A 25,443-nucleotide genomic window follows, 5' to 3' on the forward strand; every position below is an offset into this window, starting at 1 on the left:
TACTACGTTCAGAGAAGTTTTATGCAGCCTGACGGCCCGATCACCCGGCTGGCACTTTTACAACGTTTCGCTGTTTGCTTTTATCGCAAGGCAAGAAATTAGTGCAACATTCAAACAGCATATTTGCGATATGCAATTCAACGTTGTTGCTGTTGCATTAAAAAGTTGAATTGCTATAGGAAGGAGATCAATCATGGACGCTTCCCGTTATTTTGACGCCATGCACAACGCCATGTCCACCCAGCACGCCGGTGCACAGTTGCTGCTTACCGTCCGTTTGCAGGATACCTGCGGCAACGATGCCTATCTTGAAGTAAAACAGCTGCCCGGGGAGCAAAGCGCCCTTGTGTGCTACTCCACCATGGGGCGGCGCTGCCTGAATTTCCAGCTGTTCCGCAAGGGCTGGCAGCTGTGCCACAATGCGGATGGGCAGTTGACCGGGCGTTTTCCGTCCAGTGCCGACAGCCTGCTCAGCCAGACCGACTTCCGCGCCTACTGCCGGGAGGATCGGCTGGATGCTGCCCGTACCCAGCGCCTTATAGAGGAGCTGGGGCAGCGTGCCGGTACAAATTATATCGGTGCCATCCCGCAGAATGCCCGCACCGGCGCACAGATCACAGTGGAAAGTCACCTTGGCTGCGGTGCACGCTGGAGCTACTGGAATCAGGACGCTTCCCCTTGCCTGCCGCTGGCCGCAATTTTGTACTGGTTGGCTGATTTTCTGGCCGGGAACGAGCGCCGCGCGTTGCAGTCTGACCCGCAGGCCGCTGCACTGGCTGCGCAGTGGCTGGCAAAGGACACTGCTGTGTTCTTCTGCCCCTCCCCTGCCCTGACGGTATCCTCTGCGACCGGTCATAGTGTCCCTGCTGCACGGTGCACCCGCTCTGCCCCAGTGCCTGCCGCACGCAGCAAGAGCTGGCAGAGCGTTTTGGCTGCCATGGCTGCCGTGTAAGCACATGGTACCTTTTCACCTTTTCAATCTGGTTTACATATAAAAGACGAGTGCATCGGCGAAACCGAGCACTTGTCTTTTTTTTACAAAACAACAGCAAAAAAGCACCCCGCCAACCGTTTCCGGTCAGCGGGGTGCTTAGTGCTTAGAGTTTACGGTTCAGCTTACGCTGCACAGCACAGGGAGGAGATCACTCCTCGATGTAGCCGTACTGGAAGTACCAGTAGCCGTAGGGGCTGTGCCAGACGCCCTTCAGAGAAGAGCTCTGCAGCCAGAAGTCGTTGTAGTAAGCAACGGGGATGCAGCCCATATCCTCCATGAGGATGTCCTCAGCCTTATGCAGCTGAGCAAAGTGCTCGGCGACATCAGCAACCTTGGAAGCCTCCATAGCAGCATCGAAGTCAGGGTTGGAGTACTTACCATCGTTGTTGCCGTTGTCGGTGCAGAACATCTCGATCATGTTGGAAGGATCGTTGTAGTCCATGACCCAGCCGTTACGGGCAACATCGTACTCGCCGGCACGGCGAGCAGCGGTGAAGGCAGACCACTCCATCTTGCTGATGCTCAAAGTGATGCCCAGATCGCCCCAAGTCTGCTGCAGGTACTCTGCCAGAGGCACATGGTAGCCGGAATCGTTGGTGCTGTACTCGATGGTGGGGTAGCCCTCGCCATTGGGGTAGCCAGCCTCTTCCAGCAGCTTCTTAGCCTCGGCCATATTTGCCTCGTAGTCATCAGCAATGTAGGGAGAACCGCCGTTCGCGTTGTCGTAGAAGTAACCGTTCTCGTCCACGATGCCAGGGCCGACAATGTTGGAAGCAGCAGAGTAGGTGCCCTGCATGATGGTGTTGGCAACGTAGTCGCGGTCGATAGCCAGAGCCAGAGCCTTGCGGACCTTGGCATCCTTGAAGGCATCGCGCTGCAGGTTCATGCTGATGTAGTAGGTGCCCAGAATGGTGTCAACATAGAAGTCGCCGCCGTCCTCTGCCTTGGTCAGGCTGGGGATCTCGTCGGTGGGCACGTCCTTGATCAGGACAGCCTCGCCGCTGTTATAAGCAGCGAAGGAAGCGGAAGAGTCCTCCAGCAGCAGCAGGGTGATGCTGTCGGAAACGATCTTGGAGCTGTCCCAGCCGCCAACGTAGTTGGGGTTCTTGGTCAGGACGATACGCTCGGAGGGAGTCCACTCGGTGATCATGTAGGGGCCATTGGAGACGAAGGTCTCAGCGGAGGTGCACCATGCATCGCCGTTGGCCTCAACGGTAGCCTGCTGCACAGGGCTCATGGATGCGAATGCGGCCATCTTGTCGAAGTAGGAGCAGGGGTAGGACAGCACGATGGTCAGGGTCTTGCCGTCATCGCTTGCCTTAACGTTCAGAGCATCGGGGTTGGGCTCTGCAGTGGGGTTGCCGTCTGCATCGGGGAAGCCGGCAGCTGCGTCGTAGCCGTCGATCATGCCCAGGCAGGTCGCTGCATAGGGAGCAGCGGTAGCAGGATCAGCCATACGCTTGAAGCTGTACTCGAAGTCCTTAGCGGTCAGGTCGGTGCCATCGCTCCACTTCAGACCGTCACGCATGGTGAAGGTCCAGGTCAGGCCGTCCTCGCTTTCTTCCCAGCTCTCAGCCTGGCCACCAATAACTTCGTTGTTCTCGTTGATGATCAGCAGGGGCTCGAAGATGGTGATGATGGTGTTGGCGCCATCAACAGCGCTGTTCAAAGAGGGATCCAGAGTCTCGGGGTTGGGGCCGTACTGGACGGTGAAGCCAGCGGTGTTGACACTGCCGGTAGAAGAGCCAGCAGCGGAAGAAGCAGTGCCGGAGGTTGCGGTAGAACCGGACTTGCTGCCGCCACAGGCTGCCAGACCCAGAGCAGCGGCACCCACGCCTGCAACCTTGAGGAAATTACGACGAGAAATGCGTTTCATAATAATATCCTTCCCTTATATCAAATTTGAGTGTGCCAGGTTGCCCCAGCCGCCTCTATATTCGATCCGGTGCAAATAATTTGTACACCGGAGGAACACGAATGATTATAATGCGTTCTCATGCCGGTTACAAGTCCAAAACTTGGACTGTAACCATTTTGTGACAACATTTCAGCGCTAAGTTGAATTGCTTTCACCTTTTACTGGTGTGAAGTGTTCTCACTTCACGCGGTCAAGGTGATGGCAGGCTGCCCAGTGGCCGGTGGAGACTTCCTTGAACTCGGGCACCTCGTTGGCGCACTGCTCGTCTGCATAGGGGCAGCGGGTGCGGAAACGGCAGCCGGACGGCGGGTTCAGGGGGCTGGGCACATCGCCCTGCAGCACGATACGCTTGGACTGGCGGGCCGTAATGGGGTCTGCCACCGGAATTGCGGAGATCAGGCTGCGGGTGTAGGGGTGGATGCTGTGAGTGATCAGCTCGTAGCTGTCGGCCAGCTCCACCATCTTGCCCAGATACATCACGCCGATGCGGTTGGAGATGTGCTTGACAACGCTCAGGTCATGGGCGATGAACAGGTAGGTCAGACCCATCTCCTGCTGCAGATCCTCGAACATATTGACGACCTGTGCCTGAATGGAAACGTCCAGTGCGGAAACAGGCTCGTCACAAACGATGAACTCGGGGTTCACAGCCAGTGCACGGGCAATGCCCACGCGCTGACGCTGACCGCCAGAGAACTCGTGGCAGTAGCGGTTTGCGTGCTCGCTGTTCAGGCCAACGCGCTCCAGCAGAGCGATGATCTTATCGTGGCGGTCCTTTTCGTTCTCGGCCAGATGATGGATATCAATGCCCTCGCCCACGATGTCGCCAATGGTCATGCGGGGGTCCAGACTTGCGTAGGGATCCTGAAAAACGATCTGCATCCGGCGGCGGTAGGGCAGCATATCCACTGCGATCTTGTTGTCCTTATCGAACAGCAGGTTGCCGTCATAGTAGATCTTACCGCCGGTGGGCTCGTACAGGCGCAGCAGGGTGCGGCCGGTGGTGGTCTTGCCACAACCGGACTCACCTACCAGACCAAGGGTCTCGCCCTTGCGGATGGCAAAGCTTACGTCATCCACAGCCTGAACGTACTTGCGGTTCTTGCCCACACCGCCGGCGGGGAAATACTGCTGCAGGTGCTGGACTTCGACCAGCGTCTTGTGTTCACTCATTCTGCCTTTTCCCCTTTCTCAAATGCAGCCTTCTGCTGCAGCCAGCAGTAGGTATAGTGGGTATCGCTGAGCTCGGTGCGCGGGGGCATCTTGCTCAGACAGATCTTCATGCAGTTCTTGCAGCGGGGCGCAAAGGGGCAGCCGGCCGGCGGATTCAGCAGGTCCACAGGGGTACCCTCGATGGGCACAAGGCGCTCGTGCTCTGCGGTGTTCAGCTTGGGGATGGAGTTGATCAGACCCTTGGTGTACTCGTGACCCGGCTGGTAGAAGATCTCGTCGGTGGTGCCGTACTCCACAATGTGGCCGGCGTACATGACGGCGATCTTCTCGCACATGGAAGCCACAACGCCCAGATCGTGGGTGATCATGATGATACTCATGCCCAGCTTCTTGCGCAGATCCTGCATCAGCTCAAGGATCTGTGCCTGAATGGTCACGTCCAATGCGGTGGTGGGCTCGTCAGCAATCAGCAGCTTGGGCTCACAGGCCAGTGCAATGGCGATCATCACACGCTGGCGCATACCGCCGGACAGCTCGTGGGGGTACTGCTTCAGACGCTTCTCAGGCTCATTGATGCCAACCAGCTCCAGCAGCTCCTTGGCGCGTGCCCATGCATCGGCCTTGTTCTTATCGGTGTGCAGGCGGATGACCTCCACGATCTGGTTGCCGATGGTGTACACCGGGTTCAGGCTGGTCATGGGGTCCTGGAAGATGATGGAGACCTCGTTGCCGCGGATCTTGCGGAAGTCCTTCTCCTTCATGTTCTCGATCTCGTGGCCGTTGAACCACACCTTGCCGCCCACCAGCTTGCCGGGATAAGCGGTCAGGCCCATAACGGAGTAGGCGGTGACCGACTTACCGGAGCCGGACTCACCCACAACGCCCAGAACATCGCCCTGATTCATGGTAAAGGAAACGCCGTTCAGTGCCTTTACTTCGCCCGCAGGGGTGAAGAAAGAAAGGCGTTCTTCTTTGATGTCAAGAATTTTCTCGCTCATTTCTGTTCACCTCATCAATTCTTCAGCTTCGGGTCAAAGGCATCGCGCAGGCCATCGCCGAACAGGTTGAACACAAGGATCATCACGCTGATCATCAGTGCGGGGGCGATCAGCAGATGGGGGTAAGTGTTCATGCCCTTGACGGCATCGGTAGCCAGAGAACCCAGAGAAGGCAGCGGGGCTGCAACACCCAGACCGATGAAGCTCAGGTAGCTCTCGGTGAAGATGGAAGCCGGGATCTGCAGAGTGGTGGTAACGATCAGAGTACCGATGCAGTTGGTGAGCAGATGCTTTTTGATGATACGGCCGCTGGATGCGCCCAGTGCGCGGGCAGCGGTAACGTACTCGCTCTCCTTCAGGATCAGGATCTGGCTGCGGACGATACGCGCCATGCCGACCCAGTACAGCAGAGCAAAGATGATGAAGATGGAGATCATGTTGGGGCCAAGGGTCTGCATCCACTTGAAGCCAGGCTGGGTGGACAGCTTGTCCAGCGGGTCCTTCAGGGCCATGCCCAGCAGGATGATCAGCAGAATATCGGGGATGGTGTACAGAATATCTGTAATACGCATCATGATATTGTCCACCCAGCCGCCGGCAAAGGCCGCAACCGCACCATAGGTAGCGCCGATGATCAGCACCAGCACAGAAGCGATCAGACCGACAGACAGGCTGACGCGGGTGCCCATCATGATACGCACAGCGAAGTCACGACCCATACGGTCGGTGCCCAGAATGTGCGGGAACACCTTTTCGCCTGCGTCGATACGCGCCTGCTCGGAGGCAGAGTATTCGAAGGGCTTCAGGTTGTTGCTGCCCTTCATCTGCTCGGAATAGCTGTAAGGCCAGACAGCGGGCAGCAGATAGGCAAAGATGGCAATGGCAATGATGAACACAAAGCTGACCATGGCGATCTTGTTCTTCTTCAGGCGGCGGATACCGTCCTTCCAGAAGTTGACGCTTTCGCGCATGACCACCAGGCTCTGCTTTTCCTCATTGCTGGCGGGCAGAAAATCCTCCGCGTTGAGCTGCAGGCTGAGCGGATTCTTTTTAATGTTTTCCATGAAAATCGCTCCTTTCTCTTACTGCAGTTTGATGCGCGGGTCGATGATCTTATAAAGGATATCCACGATCACGTTTGCAATGATGACCATGCTGGACAGCAGGATGGTGGTGCCCATGATCATGGTGTAGTCACGGTTGGTGATAGCAGACACGAAGTCGCGGCCCAGACCGGGCACGGAGAAGATCTTTTCCACCACAAAAGAACCGGTCATCAGGCTGGCCAGCATGGGGCCGACGTAGGTGATGACAGGCAGGATGGCGTTGCGCAGTGCGTGCTTAAACAGGATCATGAACTGGGACACGCCCTTTGCGCGGGCAGTGCGCATATAGTCCTGACCCATGACGTCCAGCAGGCTGGAGCGCATCAGACGGGTGATATAAGCCGAGGGATAGATGGCCAGTGCGGTGACCGGCATGATATAGGCGGCTGCGCTGTTCAGGCCAACGGTGGGCAGCACCTTCATGTTCATACCAAACTGGTACAAAAGCAGCACGCTGGAGATAAAGCTGGGGATCGCGATGCCGCAGGTAGCAAACACGATAATAACGTTATCCAGCCACTTGCCGCGGTTGTAAGCGGAAATGCAGCCCAGCGGGATGCCCACGCACAGAGCCACCACCACTGCAATGCCTGCCAGACGGCAGGACACCGGCAGTTTGCTGGCGATGATCTGGTTCACGGTACGGCCGCGCTGACGCAGGCTCAGACCCAGATCGCCGTGCAAAAGGCTCTCCATGTAGTTGACGTACTGCACACCCAGCGGCTTATCCAGGCCATACTTTTCGGCCAGAGCCTGCTGAGCAGCGGCACTGATGGACTTTTCTGCCACGAACGGGCCACCGGGGACCAGGTTCATGACAAAAAAGGTAACCGTAGCCACAATGAAGATACTGAAGATACCCATTGCGACACGCTTGATGATGTACTTTGCCATCGTTTGATGCCACTCCAATCCTATCAATGAATTACTGTTTTTGCTCTCAGGCCGAGCCACACTTTCCCGCAGTCCGCCAGCCTCACACATAGCGGACGTCTGTCCTTGGCACGCGGACAGAAAAGCGAATAATAAAACGATGGCATCTTGCGGTTGCATAAACACCATCGTCCATACCCGAGAAACACTCTATCTATTATAAAGACAACCTCGATTTTTGTCAATTTACATGAAAAAAATTCACTTCATTACAGCAGAGCATGAGTGAAATCTTATACTTTATACAAATTTTCTGTTTATTTGTAAGTAAAAGTGCTACTTTTTAGTTCTTTCAGGCAACTGTTCCGTTGACACGTACAATCTGTTCTCCCCTATCAGTACAAAAGGCAGCGTCTCCGCTCCTGAGCCATCCATCCATAAGGGTGCTATTTTTCTCTATATCACAAGCAAAACCACCCGCAGCTCCCCTCTCCGGCACGGTCGGTGCCCGGGAGATATGCTGCGGGTGGTCATGGGTCGTTTTGCGGGTCAGGAGTACAGTTTTGCGGTCAGCTGGGAGTACATGGCGCTCTTTTGTGCCTTATAGGAAGCCATTGCCTGATCAGCCAAGGCGGTGCTCTGGCCGTTGGCGGTCAGCACAGTGCGCATCTGGCTGACGATGCTCTCCACTTCCTTATCGTAAGATGCCTGCATCGCATACAGTCTGCCGCTTCTCGCCAGTGCAATGGAGATTTTGCGCGCCTGTGTCTGCTGAGACTCCGGCAGCGCCTTGTATTCTGCCTTTGCCCCGGCAATGCAGCTGTTCAGCTCCGACTCAGCGCGCGCCTTGACACTGTACAGCTGCTTCAGCAGTGCCTTGACCTCCGTCTCGTAGGCAGCTTCCTGTTTACCGGAAGAGGACGCCGGTTTTTCTGCGGCAGAAGCAGTGCTGGAGCTGGATGTGCCGGTAGTGTTCTCCTTCTTGCCGGAAGAGGACGCATTGCTGCTCTCCGTCTGGGAGCCAGAGCTCCCCGAGGAAGCGGCAGAACCTGCTTCCTCCTGCGGAGCACTGGCCGCCGCCTCCTGTTCCCCGCCGCTGGATGCAGCAGCTTCGCCGGTCAGCTCCTCCAGCGTGATCTCGCCGCTGAGCAGCTTATCCAAATCATCATCCGTCAGGGTGAACTGTGTGCTGTCTGCCGGGGCATCCGGCAGGGTTTCCGGCAGACTGGCTGCCATGCTGCGAAGATAAAGCAGCACACCAAGGACAGCTGCTGCCAACAATGCCACCAGCGTGCCCAGCACGATCAACACGATTTTCAGGACCTTATTTTTCTTCATATCAAAATCCGCTGCCCGGGCAGAGTATTCCTCCGCCCGGGCAGTTTTCTCCTTACTAATTGGATCAGACCCACATTCCCAAAAACTTTTTGGGCTGATGCAGGGTCGCAGCGTCCAGCTCCTGATCATGGAACAGTTCATCGCCGTTGCGCACGATGCGGGCAGCCGTCTCCTTGCCAAGCAGCTTTTCCAGCTGCTGCACACCCTGCGCCATACGGGGCGGGCGCTTGTCCGGGGAATGGGTGTCGGTGGAGATGACATGGACCAATCCCCACTGAATGGACTTGCACAGTTTTTTGCACAGCTTGGGCTCCAGCAGTGCCCCTGCATTGATCTGTGCATAAGCACCGGCGGCCACCCAGTCGTACAGCAGAGTGGGGTCCTCCAGCACATAGGGATAGCGCTCGATATGCGCGATCAGCGGCACGATGCCCTGCTGCTGCAGCTGGTACAGCGTCTGCCGGATAAAGTGCGGCTTGTGGGTGGTGGGAAACTCCAGCAGCAGATAGGCGGTATCCCCCATACACAGCGCCCGGGTATCCAGCTCGCACAGACCGGGAGAGAAGAACACCTCTGCGCCCAGCTTGAAGTCAAACTGCATGGGCTGTCCCTCCAGTGCGGCGGTCAGCTGCTCAAAGGCAGCCTGTCGCTTTGCTGTAAAGGCTTCCACCGTGGTACGTTCGCTGTTGAAGTGGCTGGTGAAGGCGATATTGCGCACACCGTCCTCATATTCCCTGCGCAGCAGCTCCAGCGAGACCGCTGTATCCTTTGCGCCGTCATCAATGCCGGGCAAAATGTGACAATGCAGATCAGTCATAGCAGCGCTTCCTTATTCAGCAACATCAGCCTTCTGTTTTTCGTAGGCATAATTGTAATTATAGGCATAGCTGTATGCGTAACTGGAGCCCTTGAGCGCCTTCTTCATGTCGTAGCGGGTCAGCACGCTGCCCAGCACCCGGACACCGGCATCCTGCAGCTTCTTCACCGCGCCGCGCACTGCATCGGCGGGGGCGTAGTCCGAGCGCACCACAAACATTGCACCATCCACATAGCGGCCGATAACCGCTGCATCGGTGACCACGGACACCGGGGGTGCATCAAAGATGACCACATCGAACTTTTCCCGCAGGGTGTTGACCATGGCCTGCATCTGCGGCTGGCTCAGCATCTCGGAGGGGTTCGGCGGCGGGGTACCTGCGGGCAGGAAGGTCAGATTCATTTCCTTCAGCTCCTGCAGCGCCTCGTCCAGCGTGCACTGGTTGGACAGCACGTTGGAAACGCCCTTTACGTTATGGCCTGCCTTCAGGTAGCGGTGCAGCACCGGCTTGCGCAGGTCGCAGTCTACCAGAGCCACCTTTTTGCCGCTTTCGGCCAGCGTCAGTGCCAGGTTGACTGCCACGTTGCTCTTGGATTCCTCCGGCACAGTACTGGTGATGACCAACGTGTGCACGTCCATGGAGCCCGCCATAAAGTCCAGATTGGTGCGCAGAGACTTGTAGGCCTCCACATAGCCAAAGGGCATCCCCTTATCGGTGATCAGCTGCAGGGTACGGTGCTCGCCGTCAGTTTTGTTCTTTTTGTTAAACAGATTCCACATCGTCTTACACCTCCGGGATCAGGCCCAGCACGGGCAGGCCGAGCTTCTTCTGAACATCTTCGTCATCCACAATGGTATCGTGCAGCAGGTGTGCCAGCACCAGCACGCCGCACACCACCACAGCGCCCAGCAGACCGGCCAGCACAACGTACTTCTTGGTCTGGGGGAACACCTTGTTGGGATCGATGCTCACATCGCTCACCGCCTTGCAGGAACCGGCTTCCACCTTTTCCACCAGCACATCGGGCACGATGTCGGCAATGGTCTGTGCGATCTCGCCTGCACGCTCTGCATCGGTATCAGTGACAGTGATCTGCATGATCTGGGTGGAGTCCACGCTGGTCACTTCCACCATCTTATACAGCTTGCCGTAGGTCATATCCAGATCCAGCGTGTCGATCACCTCGTTCAGCACGGTGTTGCCCTTGATGATGACCGCATAGGTGCTGATCAGGTTCTTGGCAGAGTTGAAGTTATCACTGGTAAAGGTAGAGGAATTATCCTGCCGGGTGTTCACGATCATATTGATAGAAGCCTGATACTTGGGTGTAAGCGCAAACATACACACCAGCAGGCAGATCAGCGCTGCCGCAACAGCTGCTGCCACGATCTGCACAATATGCGCCCACAGCAGGCGCGCCAGCTCCATCAGATCAATGGTCTCCTCGTCCTCCATGCTTCGGAGCGGCTGTCCCATAGTTGTTTTTTCGTCCATAGTAGAGAAACTCACCTTTCTTGTTGTTCCGCAGTGCAAGAAATGTACACCGGGTTCCTATAGATACACATTCGTCTTTTAATGATAACATATCCCGGCGTATTTTACAAGCAGAAAATGCCATTTTCTGCCGGCAAACAAATGAACAAAATTTGCCCTTTTTATGGATTTTTAGCGAAAGCGTTTAACGGGAGCCCTTGTCGTAGGGAATACCCTCGGCCTTGGGCGCCATGCTGTTCTTGGAAGTGAAGGCCAGAATGACCATGGATGCCACGAAGGGCATCATATTATAGATGTTGCTGGACCAGTGCAGCTGCGCAAGGAAGGTGGAGTCTGCAATGTTGGCAAGGCTCTTGAACACAGCAAAGAACATGGCTGCGCCAAAGATGTGGAAGGGCTTCCACTGGCCAAAGATCATAACTGCCAGTGCCAGAAAGCCTGCACCGGCCACGCCGACTTCAAAGTTCCAGGTCTGCACCGGGGGCACGATATAAGCCAGACCGCCGATCGCGCCCAGCGCACCGGAAAGGATGACACCGGCGTAGCGCATCTTGTAAACGTTGATGCCCACCGAGTCCGCAGCCTGCGGATGCTCGCCGCAGGCACGCAGACGCAGGCCGAAGCGGGTCTTGTACAGCACGATGTAGCTGACCACCAGCAAGATCAGCCCCAGCGGCACGAACACGCTGAGCTCCAGTCCGCCGATGCTGAACAGGAAGGGCTTGTTGGAGTAGTTCAGCTTGGCGCTGCCGCTCTCGCTGAAGTACTTGGAGATGACCACGGCAATGGCGGTAGCCAGCAGGTTCAGTGCCGTGCCGCCGATGGTCTGGTCTGCCTTCAGGTTGATGGAGGCAAAAGCCAGCAGCAGGCTGTAGATCACGCCCGCCAGCGCTGCCACCAGAATGGAGATCAGCACCACAAGGAAGGGCGAAAGGCTTGCAGGCAGCATGGTCAGGGTAAGCACACCGGCCACACCGCCGATGACCATGATGCCCTCCAGCGCAATGTTGATGATGCCGGAATGTTCGCTGAACATACCGCCCAGTGCCACCAGCATCAGCACGATGCCGTACAGCAGGGTATATTTGATCAGAAGCAGCATATTACTTGCCCTCCTTTTTGGTCTTTTCTGCGGCAGGCGCAGGCTCTGCGTTCACGTTGGTCTTTTCGGCATTTCGGAACAGCAGACTCTGGATCTTGCCCCGGAACAGCATGGAGAATGCGCACAGGTAGATGATGATGCCGCTGATCAGATCCGAGATCTCAGTGGGGTAAAATTTGGTGGACAGGAAGGAGCCGCCGACCGAGATATGGGAGATGAACAGCGCAGAGAACACGGTACCGATGGGGTTGGAGCTTGCCAGCAGTGCCACCGAGATACCGTTGAAGCCCATGCCCGGCAGGCTGGTGGAGTTCAGCGGGTTCCACTGGGACACGTTGGACAGATAGAACAGGCCTGCGCCGAAGCCCGCCAGCGCACCGGCAATGGCCATGGAGAGGATGATGTTCTTCTTCTCGTTGATACCGGCATAGCGGGCGGCATTCTTGTTCAGACCAACGGCCTTGAGCTCGTAGCCGAAGGTGGTCTTGTTCAGCACCACCCAGATCAGCACGGCCACCGCTGCCGCCAGGAAGATGGCAATGGTGGTGCTGTTGGTCTGGAACAGCTTGTTCAGGCCGAAGTCCGGAATCAGGGACTGGGCAAAATCGGCGTTCTTGCTCAGGTTCAAGGTACGGGTGTTGCGCACATCGTACATAGGGCCGGTACCGTTCTGGTAGATGAGCTCATTTACCAGATACAGGCCGATCCAGTTGAACATAATGGAAGTAATGACTTCGTTGATGTTGAAGTAGGCCTTGAAGAAACCGGGGATTGCGCCCCACAGGCCGCCCAGCACCGCTGCTGCCAGCAGGCAGACGAACCAGGGCAGCTTGAGCATGATGGCGCAGTACAGCGCACCGTAAGCGCCCAGCGTGTACTGACCGGCTGCACCAATGTTGAACAGGCCAGTCTTGAAGGCAAACGCCACGGACAGACCAGTCATAATCAGGGGTGCGGCATTGGCAAGCTCCTTGCCCACGCCGTAGGGGGCATCGTGGAAGCCGCCCTTGATGATGCGCACAAAGCCATCGCCCCATGCGTGCGCGGGGTTGATGGCTACCAGCACCAGAAAGCCCACCAGCAAACCAATCAGGATGCACAGCAGTGCAGCCAGCACGCTGGTAACAGAGCTTTGCAGGCTGCCGCTGCGGGAAAGTTTTTTCTTATTCATGTGTTACTGCTCCTCCTTTCCCTGCTTGCGGGCACCTGCCATATACAGACCCAGCTCCTGCACGGTGGTGGTCTTGGGGTCAAACTCGCCCACGATCTCGCCCTCGTACATTACAAGGATGCGGTCAGAAAGGTTCATCACCTCGTCCAGCTCAAGGCTGACCAGCAGCACGGCCTTGCCCTTGTCGCGCTCGGCCACGATCTGGCGGTGGATGTACTCAATAGCACCCACGTCCAGACCACGGGTGGGCTGCACTGCCACCAGCAGCTTGGGGTCGCGGTCGATCTCGCGGGCGATGATGGCCTTCTGCTGGTTGCCGCCGGACATACTGCGCACGGTGGTCACACTGCCCTGACCGCTGCGCACGTCGTACTGCTTGATCAGCCGGTCAGAGTACTCGCGCACCTTATCGGCACGGATAAAGCCGCCCTTCTGGAACTCCGGCTGCCAGTAGCGCTGCAGTACGATGTTGTTTTCCAGACTGAAATCCAGCACCAGACCGTGCTTGTGGCGGTCCTCCGGGATGTGACCCATGCCGTCCTTGGAGCGCTGGCGGATGCTCTCGTGGGTGATATCCTTGCCGTCCAGCGTAAGCTTGCCGCTAGACAGCTTGCTCAGGCCGGTCAGGCCGTAGATGAACTCGGTCTGGCCATTGCCCTCGATGCCCGCCAGACAAACGATCTCGCCTGCGTGCACCTTAAAGGACACATCCTTCACCACGTCCTTCTTGCGCTGGTCGTTGTGAATGGTAACATTCTCCACGTCCAGCACGGTCTCGCCGGGGTGCGCGGGCTGCTTTTCCACCTGCAGCTGCACGTCACGGCCCACCATGCGGCGGGAAAGCTCTTCCTTGGTAGTGCCCTTGATATCCACCGTGCCCATATATTTGCCCTTGCGCAGCACGGTGCAGCGGTCGGCCACAGCCATGATCTCGTTGAGCTTATGGGTGATGAACAGGATGGACTTGCCCTCCTTTTTGAACCCGCGCATGATCTCCATCAGCTCGTCGATCTCCTGCGGGGTCAGCACAGCGGTGGGCTCGTCAAAGATCAGGATCTCGTTGTCGCGGTACAGCATCTTCAGGATCTCCACGCGCTGCTGCATACCCACCGAGATATCGCTGATCAGGGCGTCCGGGTCTACCCGCAGACCATACTTTTCGCTCAGCGCCATCACCTTTTTGCGTGCCTCGGCCTTCTGCAAAAAGCCCATCTTGTTGGGCTCCACGCCCAGAATGATGTTGTCCAACACGCTGAAGCATTCCACCAGCTTGAAGTGCTGGTGCACCATGCCGATGCCCAGTGCGTTGGCATCGTTGGGGTTGCGGATGGCAACCTCCTTGCCGTTTTTCAGGATCTTGCCCTGTTCCGGCTGATACAGGCCGAACAGCACGCTCATCAGCGTACTTTTGCCCGCACCATTCTCGCCCAGAAGGGCGTGTACCTCGCCCTTGCGCAGTTGCAGGGTGATATCATCGTTTGCCTTGATACCGGGGAATTCCTTGGTAATGTGGAGCATCTCGATCACATAATCCTCTGCCAATCTGCTCACTCTCCTTTCGTGCCGTAACGACACCTTTTCTATACTACAAACCATTATACCTGATTTTTTGCAGTTTGCACACGGCTTTTTGATTTTTTGTCAAAAAGCACAAGTAAAAGTATTACTTTTGTACGGTCTGCACGATTTCCAATCTGATTCTCCCACGCAGGCATACAAAAAGGGCGGGGTGCCCCTGCATGAGCACCCCGCCCCTATTACGGGAGTAATTCCGGGATAGCGATTACTGGATGTAGTTGACCTTGGTGAACTCGCTGACGGTGGGCTTGGTAGCGTCGTCGGAGCTGTTGTCCACAACGAGCTCGCCGGAAGCGATCTTGGTCTTCAGGGTCTCGTACTCGTCCTTGGTGAAGGTCTTGAAGTTCCAGCTGTCATCAGCAGTAGGCAGACCAACGTAGTCGCCGTCCTCCAGACCGAAGTTGCCGTTGGTAGCAGCGATGTTGCTCCACTCGCCGGCCTCGATATCGCCCAGAGCGGTGCTGACAGACTCAGACAGACCCTTCATGGCAGAGGTGATGAACGGGTTGTAAGCGTAGCCGTCCTTTGCCACGCCGTTGACACCGATGTAGTTCTGGTCAACGTCAACGCCCACAACGTAGCCGTTGTTCTTCAGAGCAGCCTCAACAGCGGAGGTGTAGATGCCGCCGCCGCAGGCAAAGACGATCTGAGTGCCGTTGGCATACCAGCCCTCCATACGGGAGGTGATGTTGGCATCGCCGTAGAACTGGCCGCCGTAGAAGTAGTTGATGTCGATGTTGGTGCCCAGCTCCTTTGCAGCAGCGTCAGCGCCCTGCACATAGCCGTAGCCGTAACGGATAACGGCGGGCACAGCCATGCCGCCCAAGAAGCCCAGCTTGGTGTAGCCGTCCTTGACAACGGCGTAGCCTGCCAGATAGCCTGCCTGCTCCTCCTTGAAGGTGATGCAGTAGCAGTTTGCGGGGATGCTGTCGGTGCCGATATCGCCCTGAGTCACATCGATAGCGATGAACTTGATGTTGGGGTACTGCTCAGCAGCCCATGCCAGAGAGGCACCGTACAGGTAGCCCACGCAGACGATAACGTCAGCACCCTCGTTGACAGCCAGACGGATCATGGTCTCACGGTCCTCATCGGAAGCATCAGATTCGGGGATATAGTACTGGCAGTTTTTGCCCATGTAGCTGGAAACAGCAGCCCAGCAAGCCTGGTTGAAGCTCTCATCATCGATCGTGCCGGTATCGCAGGTCAAAGCGACCTTGGTGATCTTCTCAGCGCCGTCTGCTGCGCCGGAAGCGGCGGCAGAGCTGGCAGCTGCGGAAGAAGCAGTGCTGGTAGAAGAAGCGGAAGAACCGCCGCAGGCGGTCAGAGCAGCGGCAGCGGCAGCAGCACCGGCCACAGCCAGAAAGTTACGACGAGAAATCTTCATAAGAAACTCTCCTTTTATTTTAAAAAAATGCGTCAAAAGAATGAAATGTGCGCTCTGGCACATTTACTGGCTCAAGTATAGCGGGTGGATGTGACAGATGCAAGCAATTTCCGATTACAAATTCTTTACAAATCCTTTGTATAATTTATAAAATAGTAATGCTTATTCACCAATTTATCCCTGCTTGCGCTGTTTTTCAAAGAAGAACACTTACTCCCCTTCCACGGCGCTGTTGCCCGCCACGTTGGAGGGGCCAAAGCCGAAGGGCAGCAGCTCGTCCATGCTGCGCTCAATGAAATCCTCCGGGGTCTTTGCCATAATGACGTTCAACTCCGGCCCGCCGAACTCAAACAGTGCCTGACGGCACACCCCGCAGGGCGAGGTGATCTGCCGGTTCACTTCGCCCCGGCGGCTGCCCACCACAGCGATATCCGTAAACGCGGTCACGCCCTCCGCCACCGCCTTGAACAGGGCGGTGCGCTCGGCGCAGCTGGTGGGGGTAAAGGCGGCGTTCTCCACGTTGCAGCCGGTAAAGATGCGGCCATCCGCAGCGCGCAGTGCAGCGCCCACCATAAAATCGCTGTACGGCACATAGGCCTTTTCCCGCGCGGCCAGTGCCATGCGGATCAGCTCCTGCTTTTCTTCCATGGTCAATTTTGTCATGCTGTTTCCTCCTTTTATGGGCAAAAACAGCGCGGCTGTGCCTTGGGGCGGCAGCCGCGCTGGAAAATTATGCGATCAGTACTCTGCGCCCAGAGCGACCTTCATCATGTCGGTAAAACTCTTCTGGCGCTCCTCTGCGGTGGTGATGCCGGGAGCCACAAAGCTGTCCGAGATGGTCAGCAGGCAGGCGGCGTTCTTGCCCAGCACCTGCGCGTTGGCAAACAGGGCAAAGCTTTCCATCTCCACGCACAAGCAGCCATCCTCGTCCCGCAGCTTTTCCCAGTAGGTGGGCTTTGCGTCCGAGGGCTGGCGGTAGAACACATCCGAGGAGTGGATGTTGCCCTCGATCAGGGGGATGCCCTGCTTTGCAGCGGAGGCACGCAGCTTTTCATTCAAAGCTGCGCTGGGCAGGGTGATGTTGCCGGTAAATCCGCTCTGTACCCGGGCGTAGTTGCTCTCGCTCACAGCACCGGTAGCCAACACGGTGTCGAACAGCTTGGCCTTTTCGGTATAGCTGCCGGCAGAACCGATGCGGATGATGTTCTCCACGCCGTAGAAGCTGAACAGCTCGTAGGAGTAGATGCCGATGGAGGGCATTCCCATACCGCTGCCCATCACACTGATGGGACGGCCTTCGTAGGTGCCGGTAAAGCCCAGCATCCCGCGCACACCGGTCACCTGCCGGACATCCTGCAAAAAGGTATCGGCAATAAACTTGGCACGCAGGGGGTCACCCGGCATAAGGACTGTCTTGGCGAAATCGCCCATTTCTGCGCTGATGTGAGGGGTAGACATAGATGATCTCTCCTTTTTATTCATGATACAGCAGAGGGGCTTTCCCCTGTGGAAAAGCCCTTGCTGCTATTTACCGATATTTGCTGCGGTTGAACACGTTCTGCGGTGCGATGTAAGAGCCGTTGCGCCGGATCTCGAAGTGGCAGTGGTTGCCGCTGGAACGTCCGGTGCTGCCCACATAGCCGATGAGCTGACCCTGCTTGACCGACTGACCGGCGTGCACCACCAGCGACAGGCAGTGGGCGTACAAGGTGGTGTAGCCGTTGCCGTGGTTGATGATGATGGAGTTGCCGTAGCCGTTGCCTGCACCGGCGCGGTTATAGCCGGCCTTGGTCACCGTACCGCCTGCCGAAGCATAGATAGGCGTACCGGCGGCGGCGCAGATATCTACGCCCTTGTGGCTGCCGCCGTACCAGCGGGAGCAGTTCCGATAGCCGGGCACCGGCCAGATAAACTGTCCTCTGCCGGTGATATAGGATGCACCGGAGGACACCTTTTTGGTGCCCACCGTAACTTTTTCAGTCACAGGCTCCTTGGTCACTACAGTGCTCAAAATCTGCTGGGAAAGCTGATTGCCGTTTGCATCGTACACCCGCTGTGCCGTCACGGTGCGGATGCCGTTCTCACCCTTCTGGGTAACGCGCTTGGTACCGGAGTTCAGCTCGTTGGACTTGGTGGTCTCGGTGGTGTAGGCGATCTCTTCCTCCCAGCTTTCCACCTTGGTGATGCGCACCTCCAGCGTCTCCTCCTCCCGCACCACGGTCAGTGCATCGCCGGGCAGGATCTTGGAATCCTGTGTCAGGCCGTTTTCGCCGTTGGCGGTAAAGCCGGTGTTCATTTCGCACAGTTCCTTCACGGTCAGGCCGTTTTTCTGGGCAATGGACCAGATGGTATCGCCGTTCTGCACCGTGTAGGATTTTTCCGCCTGCTGCACGCCGGAGAGCAGCTGCTCCACCTCGGCTTCCTCCTGAAAGCTCTCGTTGAAGTAGATGCCGTTTTCCAGCGTGACATCCTTGTTGAAGCCCACGGTGGTGTTGGGGTCGTCCGGGTTCTCGTAGGGTTCCAGCAGGCTGCTGATGTATCGTTGCAGACCGGTGCCGTCCGCGCATACGGCGGTCAGCTCGCCGTCCAGATACAAAGCCGTACCCTCGCTGATCTGGTCGCTGGAGGTTTTGAGGATAGCGTCAGCCACGTCATTTTCGTCCATCACGTCATGGGCGACGGTCACGGAATAAGTAGGCTCCACGGTAAAGCGCGCCTGCTCTGTACCGGAATAATTGATACGCTGCTGCACAGCCTCCAGCGCAGAGTTGAACACCTCTTCGTTGGCCACATAGCCCACAGTTTTATCGTCCACCTGCACCTGCAAAGCGTAAGGCTGACGGATGGTGGTCTGGAACACCGTCACCATAACAGCCAGTGCTGCCGCCGGCAGCACATACATGGCCATGCGGGGCACAAGGCGGATGTTATCGGCGATGCCCTCCGCAATGAAGTGCCCGCTTGCGCGCAGCGCAGCGCCAAAGCCTTTTTGCTTGCGCACCCGGTGTGCGTGGCGCAGCAGCGCCCCGGTGCCCCGCAGGGCAAGCACCACCGGGCCAAACAGATCCCGCAGCAGCCGCGCCGCCCCGGGAAAGGCCATGGATGCAATATTTTTCAGCAGATCTCTGCCCATCTGCAGCAGACGCTGCAGCCCGTGCTGCAAACGGCGCCCGGTACGGATGACCGCATACTCGGCGGAAAAGCCGATGGCGTACAGCGTCTCGCCCACCATGGGCGCTACGGGGTTGTGCAGCAGCTTATGCCACAGCGTTTCCCGGCGGTGCTGACGCTTGCGGCGCAGTCTGTGCCGCCGCAGCACACCCCGGCACTGGAGCTGTGCCCACAGCGAGCGCAGCTTTTGGCGGCGGGTCTGCCGTACCGGCTGCGCAGCGGGCTGCTGCTCCTTTGTTTTATCTTCAGTCAACGGGATTTTCTCCTTCCTGCGCCGCTGCAGGGCATTTTTTCGGCCCGGAACGCAGCAGCTAGATGGTGTACGTTCCCCTGTTCAAAAGACCAACAGGGCCTGTACACAATACGCTCTCTTTTTTATTATACACTTTGCATGGTTTGAAACAAGCGCTTACATAAAATTTGGCTACTTTTTCACGCAGTTTTCACGAAAAAAGCGCTTCCATATCCGGCGGCAGCGGGCTTTCCACCGTGACCGTGCGCAGCTGCAAGGGCATTTCTACCCGGATACCGTCCGGCAGCGGGGTGTACACAGGCACCGCAAAGCTCTGCCGGGCGCAGTGCAGCGCCTGCCGGCCAATGCGCTCCCGGCTGCCGCCGTAAAGGTCGTCCCCGGCAAGCGGATGGCCGATGGACGCAAAATGCACCCGGATCTGGTGGGTGCGGCCGGTCACCGGCACACAGGCTGCAAGGCTAAGGCCGTTTTCTTCCTTTATAATAGTATACTCCGTGCGGCTGGGCTTGCCCTCGGGGGTGACGCAGCGCCCGATGATGCTGTCGCCCCGGCGGCCGATGGGTGCATCAATGACCCCTTCCCCCAGCGGCAGCGCACCCTGCGCAACGGCATAGTACAGCTTTGCCACCCCGCCTGCCAGCAGCGGTGCGGCGTAGGCGTTTTTCGCCGCCAGCACAAGGCCGCTGGTGTCCTTATCAATGCGGTTCACCGGGCGGAACACCGGGCTGTAGCCGTGGGCAGCCGCCCACGCCGCGTAGCCGTTTGCCAGCGTACCACCGGGGTAGTTCAGGGTGGGGTGCACCGCCAGCTGCGGCGGCTTTTCCAGCACCACGGCAAAGGCATCCTCGTAGACCACCTTGACCGGGATCTCCGGCTGCGGGGTCACACCGTCCCCTTCCGGCGGCAGGGCAAAGGAGAGCACCTGCCCGGGGAAGATGCGCCGGTTTGCCAGCACAGGCACACCGTCCGCAAAAAAGCCGCCACCCCGGAACTTGACCGCCCGGGCAAGGTCAGTAGAGACGGCACACTGGCGCAGAAAGCTGCGCACCAGCACCCCCTCGTGGGTGGTAGCCGTATCTGGCACGGCAAAATACAGCTGCATGGCCTGCCCTCCCCCTGCAAAATTCACAAAAACACAAATGATATTATAACAAAAATCCGTTTCACTTGCAAATCTTACTTTTTTATGGTATCATGAGGAACGGAAAACGAGTGGAACATACGGCGGCGGGGCGGCTTTGACCGCTCTGAGGAAAGTCCGGGCCTCACAGAGCACGGTAACTGCTAACGGCAGCCGAGGGTGACCTTAGGGAAAGTGCAACAGAAAACAAACCGCCGCAGCAATGCGGTAAGGATGAAACGGCGAGGTAAGAGCTCACCAGCGCATGGGTGACCATGCGGCTTTGTAAACCCTACCGGAAGCAACGCCTATATGGGACGTACAGCGCTGCTCGCGTGTCCCGAAGGCGGCACGAGCCTGTCAGCAATGGCAGGCCTAGACAGATCGTCGTTTAATACAGAACCCGGCTTACGGTCTATCTCGTTTTCCCTTTTGTGTTTTTGCGCTGTCTGCTGCTATGCAGGCAGCTTTTTTGTTGCAGCAACGTAAAAAGGGGCCACTGCACAGGATTTGTGCAGTGACCTCTTTGTTGTTTACGCAAAAGGGATGCTCAGTTCCCGCTGACGCCAAGGATGGCGTCCAGCACGGTGGAAGCGGCACTGTACAGCGAGCCCGCGGTCTGCTCTACCTGCTCCTGCGTGGGCAGGCTGACGGCGGGCGTCTCGGTGCTGCCGCCCTCGGCGGGGGTCTCCGGCTGGGGCGTCTCGGTGGCAGCGGGCTGCTCGGCGGGCGTTTCCGCAGGCTGCTCTGCCGGCTGTTCGGCGGGCTGCTCCGCAGACTGCTCACCAGACTGTTCGGGCACGCTTTCCGCCGGTTCTTCCACGATCACGCTGTCGGCGGGCGTCTCAGGCACAGAGACAGCGGCATCGGGGTCGGCGGTGGGGGTGTACACGTCCGTCTTTTCCGGGGTCTGGGTGGTGGAGCTTACCGTGCCCTCGCCGCCCAGCACCGCCGCGATCATCTCCTTGGCCTTTGCCACGGAGTTTTCGTCCGGTTTCATGACATAGAGCTTCTGCCCCTTGGCAGAGTAGCACTTGGTGCTGCTGCCGGAGGAGCCGGTAACGGTGTAGCTTTCAATGTTCCACTCTGCAAAATCGCTCAGCTGCATCCGCACCAGTGCGCTGATCTGGTTCTGGGAAAGGCTGGTGACGAAGCAATCGGCGGCAGAATCCATGATCTTGGAAAATCCCATCAGCAGCGCCGGGGACTTGATCTTGTTCAGCATGGCATCGATCACCTTCATCTGGTTGATGCCGCGCTGCACATCGCCGGTCTTAAAGGCGTGGCGCTCGCGGGCAAAGGCCAGCGCAGCCTTGCCGTCCAGATGGTTCCAGCCCTCGGCAAAGGTGGTGGGGTCGTAGTAGCCGGGGCTGCCCACCGAGGTGAATGCCTGATCGGAGTACACGTCCACGCCGCCCAGCGCATCAACGATGTTGATAAAGCCTGCAAAATTGATGCGGATGTAGTGCTGCACATCTACCCCGTAAAGGTTGCCAAGGGTGTCCATGCTGGTCTGCACGCCGTAAAGGCCGGCATGGGTCAGCTTATCCTTGCTGTTTGTTCCGGCAAGATCCACATAGTAATCGCGCGGGGTGTTGATCAGCACCACCTGCTTGGTCTCGGGGTTCACGGCGGCAAGGATATTCACATCGCTGCGGGCTTTTTCGGTCAGCTCACCGCGGGTATCCACGCCGCTCAAGTACACCACAAAAGGCTCTTTGGTGATCTTTTTCGCCTCGGCATCGCTCAAAAAGCCGGTGGTCATATCGCCCAGCGCCGTCAGACCCTGCTGCGCCCACACGCAGCCCAGCGCCATGGCAGCACACAGCACCACCGAGAATGCCCGGGACACCGCGCCTGCAGTTTTGTACTCCTGACAGCGCTTGACCAGCAGCCACAGCAGTGCAAGCAGCGCCGCCAGCACCACCAGATACAGCACCGGCAGCATCTGGGTGCGCCACAGCTGCACCAGCGCCAGAACGCTTAAAATTGCCTGTACGATCAGCAAGATCTTCCCTCGTTTCGGGGGCTGGTATGCCCCATTTCCCCCGGACACCGTGGTGCGGGGGGTGTTTTGCTGCGGGCGGCGGGGCGGCGGAGCAGATTGCTCCGGCGGCAGCTCCGAGAAAAACGCGGCGCTGTCCACCTCCACGGTGGCGTCCTGCTGCTCAGTCTTGTGCAAAAGGCGGTGCAGGGAGCGGCCGTCCTCCTTGCGGGAATGCTCGTTTTCATCCAACATGAGAATACTCCTTTTTTAGCCCACCGGAACGATGGTCAGCACGGCGCGGGCGGGCAGGCAGGTGGCGGTCTGATCCTCCGCCGACAGCCAGCCAAAGCCCTCGCAGATGTGATCCGGGCAGGGCGATTCAATAAACCGCGCGCTGCCGTCCTTTACCTCTATATGCACCGTATAATAACCGGTGTCCACACTGTAAGTCTCATCCTTGTCCAGCGGAATGTCCAGCACGGCATTGTTGTCACCGTAGATCAGCTGGGCAGCCAGTTTTCCGTCGGTGGCGCTGTGGCTGCGCACAGCCAGCAGTACCGCTGCGATGGCCAGCACCACCGCTGCAAACAGGATATTGGTCAAAAGCTTTTTGTTCTTCATAGCTTACTGCTCCCCGGGCTTGAGCTGCTCCAGCTCTGCCAGCCAAAGGGTGGCGCAGGCATCGCTGGGCATCCGCCAGTCGCCCCGGGGCGAAAGGGTCACGCTGCCCACCTTGGGGCCATCCGGCAGGCAGCTGCGTTTGAACTGCTGGGCAAAAAAGCGCCAGTAGAAGTTGCGCAGCCACTTGTACAGCACGGCGTCCGTGTACTCTGCCCTGCCCGCAAAGGCAGCCTTTGCCAGCCGGTAGATCTTTGCCGGGCCAAAGCCGCAGCGCAGCACATAATACAAGTAAAAATCGTGCAGCTCGTAGGGGCCCACCAGATCCTCGGTGATCTGTGCAATTTCGCCGTCCTTGGCGGGCAGCAGCTCCGGCGAGACCGGGGTAGCCAGAATATCCAGCAGCACATCGTGCAAAGCGGCGGTGGCGGCAGTCTCGGCTTCGTACTGCACCAGATAGCGCACCAGCGTTTTGGGCACACCGGCATTTACGCCGTACATACTCATGTGGTCGCCGTTGTAGGTCGCCCAGCCCAGCGCCAGCTCCGAAAGGTCGCCCGTGCCCACCACAAGGCCGCCGGTGCGGTTGGCAAGATCCATCAGCTCCAACGTGCGCACACGCGCCTGCCCGTTTTCAAAGGTGACGTCCAGCACCTTTTCGTCCTGCCCGATATCCGCAAAGTGGCTGCGCACAGTGTTGGCAATGCGGATCTCCTGAAAGCTCACGCCCAGCTCCCCGCACAAAATTTCGGCGTTGCTGCGGGTGCGCTTGGTGGTGCCAAAGCAGGGCATGGTCACCGCCAGCACATCGGCGGCGGGGCGGTGCAGCTGCTTCATGGCGCGCACTGCCACCAGCAGGGCAAGGCAGCTGTCCAAGCCGCCGGAAATGCCAATGACCGCCGTTTTTGCGCGGGCGTGCTCCAGCCGCTTGGCAAGGCCGTCGGCCTGCATTTTTAAAATCAGCTCGCACCGGGCGGCGCGGCGCTGCGGGTCGCCCGGCACAAAGGGCGCAGGGTCAATGCGGCGGGTGAGCACCGTTTCCTCCGGTGCAAGGTCAAATTCCACCGTGACGTAGCCCTCGGCGCTGGGCTCAAAGCTGGTGTTGCGGGCACGCTCGACTTCCATGCGCTGGCAGTCCAGCTCGGTCTCGGCATGGTCGCCCGCAAAGGGCGCAGTCTCGGCAAGAATGCTGCCGTCCTCGGCGATGAGGTCGTGGCCGGCAAACACCATGTCCGTGGTGCTTTCACCGTGCCCTGCCGAGGCGTACAGGTAGCCGCACAGCAGCCGGGCGGACTGGTTTGCCACCAGTGCGCGGCGGTACTCGGCTTTGCCCACGGTCTCGTCGCTGGCAGAAAGGTTTGCAATGACGGTAGCGCCCGCCAGCGCGTGGAAGGTGGAAGGCGGCAGCGCGCTCCACAAGTCCTCGCACAGCTCCACGCCCAGCACAAAGCTGGGCATCTGGCGGCAGCGGAACAGCAGCGACGTACCAAAAAGCACCTGCTGCCCGCAGACAGTCACCGTCTGCACCTCGGTGCTGCCGGGGGTGAACTGCCGTTTTTCGTAAAACTCGCCGTAGTTGGGCAGGTAGGTCTTGGGCACGATGCCCAGCAGCTGCCCGCGGCACAGCACGGCGGCGCAGTTGTACAGCTTGCCGTGTACCAGCAGCGGCAAGCCCACCAGCGCCACGGTATCCAGCGTGCGGGTCTGCGCAAGCAGCCATTCCAGCGCATCCAGTGCGCCCTGCTGCAAAGTGCGCTGCAAAAACAAATCGCCGCAGGTGTAGCCGGTAAGGCAAAACTCCGGGAAAACCGCCAGCTTTACCCCACGCTGCGCGGCAGCTTGCAGCTGCTCCAGAATCTGCTGCGCGTTATAGGTGCAGTCTGCCACCCGCAGCGCGGGCGAAAAAGCAGCTGCCTTTAAAAAACCATCTTTCATAAGAGGATTTCACATCCTGTCTGTTTCAATGTTGCCATGGTGACCCATGTTGACCATAGTATACCACAAACCGCATAAAACGGAAAGTAACAGTCTGGTAAAAGAAGTGTGAACGTGGGAAAACCCTCTCAGTCTCGTTTTTCCGGTTAGCGACTTCCCGGAGTGCACCCCTTCCGTCTGCTCACTACGTTCGCAGTCACCCGCTCCCCACTCTGTCGCTAACGCGACATCTCTCCCCGGCCGGGGAGAGTCTGTCCAAGGGGACGGCTTCAGCGGTAGCGGCAAACTTTCCGGCATTGCCAAAAGGCGCCCCCTTGGGGGAGCTGGCGAGCGCAGCGAGACGGAAGGGGTAAAAAAACACCCCCGCAGGCATAAGCCTACGGGGGTGTTATTATGCTAGTATGTTCCC

21 protein-coding genes and 1 other RNA gene are annotated in these 25,443 nt (G+C 58.1%); 2 read left to right on the forward strand and 20 right to left on the reverse strand.

Annotated elements, in window-relative coordinates; genetic code table 11:
- The first annotated feature begins 193 nt into the window (after positions 1-193).
- Positions 194-952 (forward strand): hypothetical protein, encoded by a 759-nt coding sequence (locus WMO20_RS01815; RefSeq protein ID WP_349185656.1) that lies wholly within the window; start codon positions 194-196, stop codon positions 950-952.
- A gap of 190 nt (positions 953-1,142) precedes the next feature.
- Here WMO20_RS01815 and WMO20_RS01820 read toward each other — a convergent pair whose 3' ends face one another.
- The 17 genes from WMO20_RS01820 to WMO20_RS01900 form a co-directional block, all read right to left on the reverse strand.
- Positions 1,143-2,870 (reverse strand): peptide ABC transporter substrate-binding protein, encoded by a 1,728-nt coding sequence (locus tag WMO20_RS01820; protein WP_349185657.1) that lies wholly within the window; start codon positions 2,868-2,870, stop codon positions 1,143-1,145.
- 219 nt (positions 2,871-3,089) lie between these two features.
- Entirely contained in the window at positions 3,090-4,085 is a 996-nt protein-coding gene (locus tag WMO20_RS01825; protein ID WP_005923266.1) for an ABC transporter ATP-binding protein, read from the reverse strand.
- Positions 4,082-5,083: an ABC transporter ATP-binding protein gene (locus tag WMO20_RS01830; protein ID WP_005923264.1), complete on the reverse strand. Its 1,002-nt coding sequence runs from the start codon at positions 5,081-5,083 to the stop codon at positions 4,082-4,084. Before WMO20_RS01830 ends, WMO20_RS01825 begins: the two co-directional genes overlap by 4 nt.
- 14 nt (positions 5,084-5,097) lie before the next feature.
- Positions 5,098-6,147: an ABC transporter permease gene (locus WMO20_RS01835; protein ID WP_005923262.1), complete on the reverse strand. Its 1,050-nt coding sequence runs from the start codon at positions 6,145-6,147 to the stop codon at positions 5,098-5,100.
- Positions 6,148-6,165: 18 nt separating this feature from the next.
- Positions 6,166-7,083: an ABC transporter permease gene (locus WMO20_RS01840; protein ID WP_112090293.1), complete on the reverse strand. Its 918-nt coding sequence runs from the start codon at positions 7,081-7,083 to the stop codon at positions 6,166-6,168.
- Positions 7,084-7,611: 528 nt separating this feature from the next.
- Positions 7,612-8,400 (reverse strand): hypothetical protein, encoded by a 789-nt coding sequence (locus WMO20_RS01845; protein ID WP_316541080.1) that lies wholly within the window; start codon positions 8,398-8,400, stop codon positions 7,612-7,614.
- A gap of 64 nt (positions 8,401-8,464) precedes the next feature.
- Positions 8,465-9,217, reverse strand: coding sequence for a tyrosine-protein phosphatase (locus tag WMO20_RS01850; protein WP_349185658.1), 753 nt, complete (start codon positions 9,215-9,217; stop codon positions 8,465-8,467).
- Positions 9,218-9,229: 12 nt separating this feature from the next.
- A complete protein-coding gene (locus WMO20_RS01855) occupies positions 9,230-9,997 on the reverse strand; it encodes a CpsD/CapB family tyrosine-protein kinase (RefSeq protein WP_349185659.1) in 768 nt (255 codons plus the stop codon).
- Between the two features lie 4 nt (positions 9,998-10,001).
- A complete protein-coding gene (locus WMO20_RS01860; protein WP_349185660.1) occupies positions 10,002-10,712 on the reverse strand; it encodes a YveK family protein in 711 nt (236 codons plus the stop codon).
- 184 nt (positions 10,713-10,896) lie between these two features.
- The gene (locus WMO20_RS01865) at positions 10,897-11,814 is read right to left on the reverse strand and encodes an ABC transporter permease (RefSeq protein WP_097785893.1); all 918 of its coding nucleotides are present in this window, start codon (positions 11,812-11,814) and stop codon (positions 10,897-10,899) included.
- A gap of 1 nt (position 11,815) precedes the next feature.
- Positions 11,816-12,985: an ABC transporter permease gene (locus WMO20_RS01870; RefSeq protein ID WP_117929816.1), complete on the reverse strand. Its 1,170-nt coding sequence runs from the start codon at positions 12,983-12,985 to the stop codon at positions 11,816-11,818.
- Between the two features lie 3 nt (positions 12,986-12,988).
- On the reverse strand, positions 12,989-14,503 hold the full coding sequence (locus WMO20_RS01875; protein ID WP_349185829.1) for an ABC transporter ATP-binding protein: 1,515 nt from the start codon (positions 14,501-14,503) through the stop codon (positions 12,989-12,991).
- Between the two features lie 265 nt (positions 14,504-14,768).
- Entirely contained in the window at positions 14,769-15,950 is a 1,182-nt protein-coding gene (locus WMO20_RS01880; protein ID WP_349185661.1) for a BMP family lipoprotein, read from the reverse strand.
- 210 nt (positions 15,951-16,160) lie between these two features.
- Positions 16,161-16,613, reverse strand: coding sequence for a cytidine deaminase (locus WMO20_RS01885; RefSeq protein WP_349185662.1), 453 nt, complete (start codon positions 16,611-16,613; stop codon positions 16,161-16,163).
- 75 nt (positions 16,614-16,688) lie between these two features.
- Positions 16,689-17,408, reverse strand: coding sequence for a purine-nucleoside phosphorylase (gene deoD, locus WMO20_RS01890; protein ID WP_044960247.1), 720 nt, complete (start codon positions 17,406-17,408; stop codon positions 16,689-16,691).
- Between the two features lie 70 nt (positions 17,409-17,478).
- Positions 17,479-19,374, reverse strand: coding sequence for a peptidoglycan DD-metalloendopeptidase family protein (locus WMO20_RS01895; RefSeq protein WP_349185663.1), 1,896 nt, complete (start codon positions 19,372-19,374; stop codon positions 17,479-17,481).
- Positions 19,375-19,564: 190 nt separating this feature from the next.
- Positions 19,565-20,476, reverse strand: coding sequence for an RluA family pseudouridine synthase (locus WMO20_RS01900; protein ID WP_349185664.1), 912 nt, complete (start codon positions 20,474-20,476; stop codon positions 19,565-19,567).
- 107 nt (positions 20,477-20,583) lie between these two features.
- On the opposite strand from WMO20_RS01900, the gene rnpB reads away from it, so the two are divergent.
- Positions 20,584-20,921: RNase P RNA component class A (rnpB, locus tag WMO20_RS01905), an RNA gene on the forward strand.
- A 123-nt stretch (positions 20,922-21,044) separates the two neighbouring features.
- Here rnpB and WMO20_RS01910 read toward each other — a convergent pair.
- Genes WMO20_RS01910 through WMO20_RS01920 form a run of 3 tightly spaced genes read right to left on the reverse strand, consistent with a single transcriptional unit; the run spans position 21,045 to position 25,034 of the window.
- On the reverse strand, positions 21,045-22,733 hold the full coding sequence (locus WMO20_RS01910; protein WP_349185665.1) for an LCP family glycopolymer transferase: 1,689 nt from the start codon (positions 22,731-22,733) through the stop codon (positions 21,045-21,047).
- A 15-nt stretch (positions 22,734-22,748) separates the two neighbouring features.
- A complete protein-coding gene (locus WMO20_RS01915; protein ID WP_349185666.1) occupies positions 22,749-23,102 on the reverse strand; it encodes a NusG domain II-containing protein in 354 nt (117 codons plus the stop codon).
- Between the two features lie 3 nt (positions 23,103-23,105).
- Complete coding sequence (locus tag WMO20_RS01920) at positions 23,106-25,034, reverse strand: NAD(+) synthase (RefSeq protein WP_349185667.1); 1,929 nt, start codon at positions 25,032-25,034, stop codon at positions 23,106-23,108.
- Between the last annotated feature and the right edge of the window lie 409 nt (positions 25,035-25,443).

Origin of the sequence: Faecalibacterium intestinale (assembly GCF_040096575.1) — a bacterium.
Classification (GTDB): Bacteria; Bacillota; Clostridia; order Oscillospirales; family Ruminococcaceae; genus Faecalibacterium; species Faecalibacterium intestinale.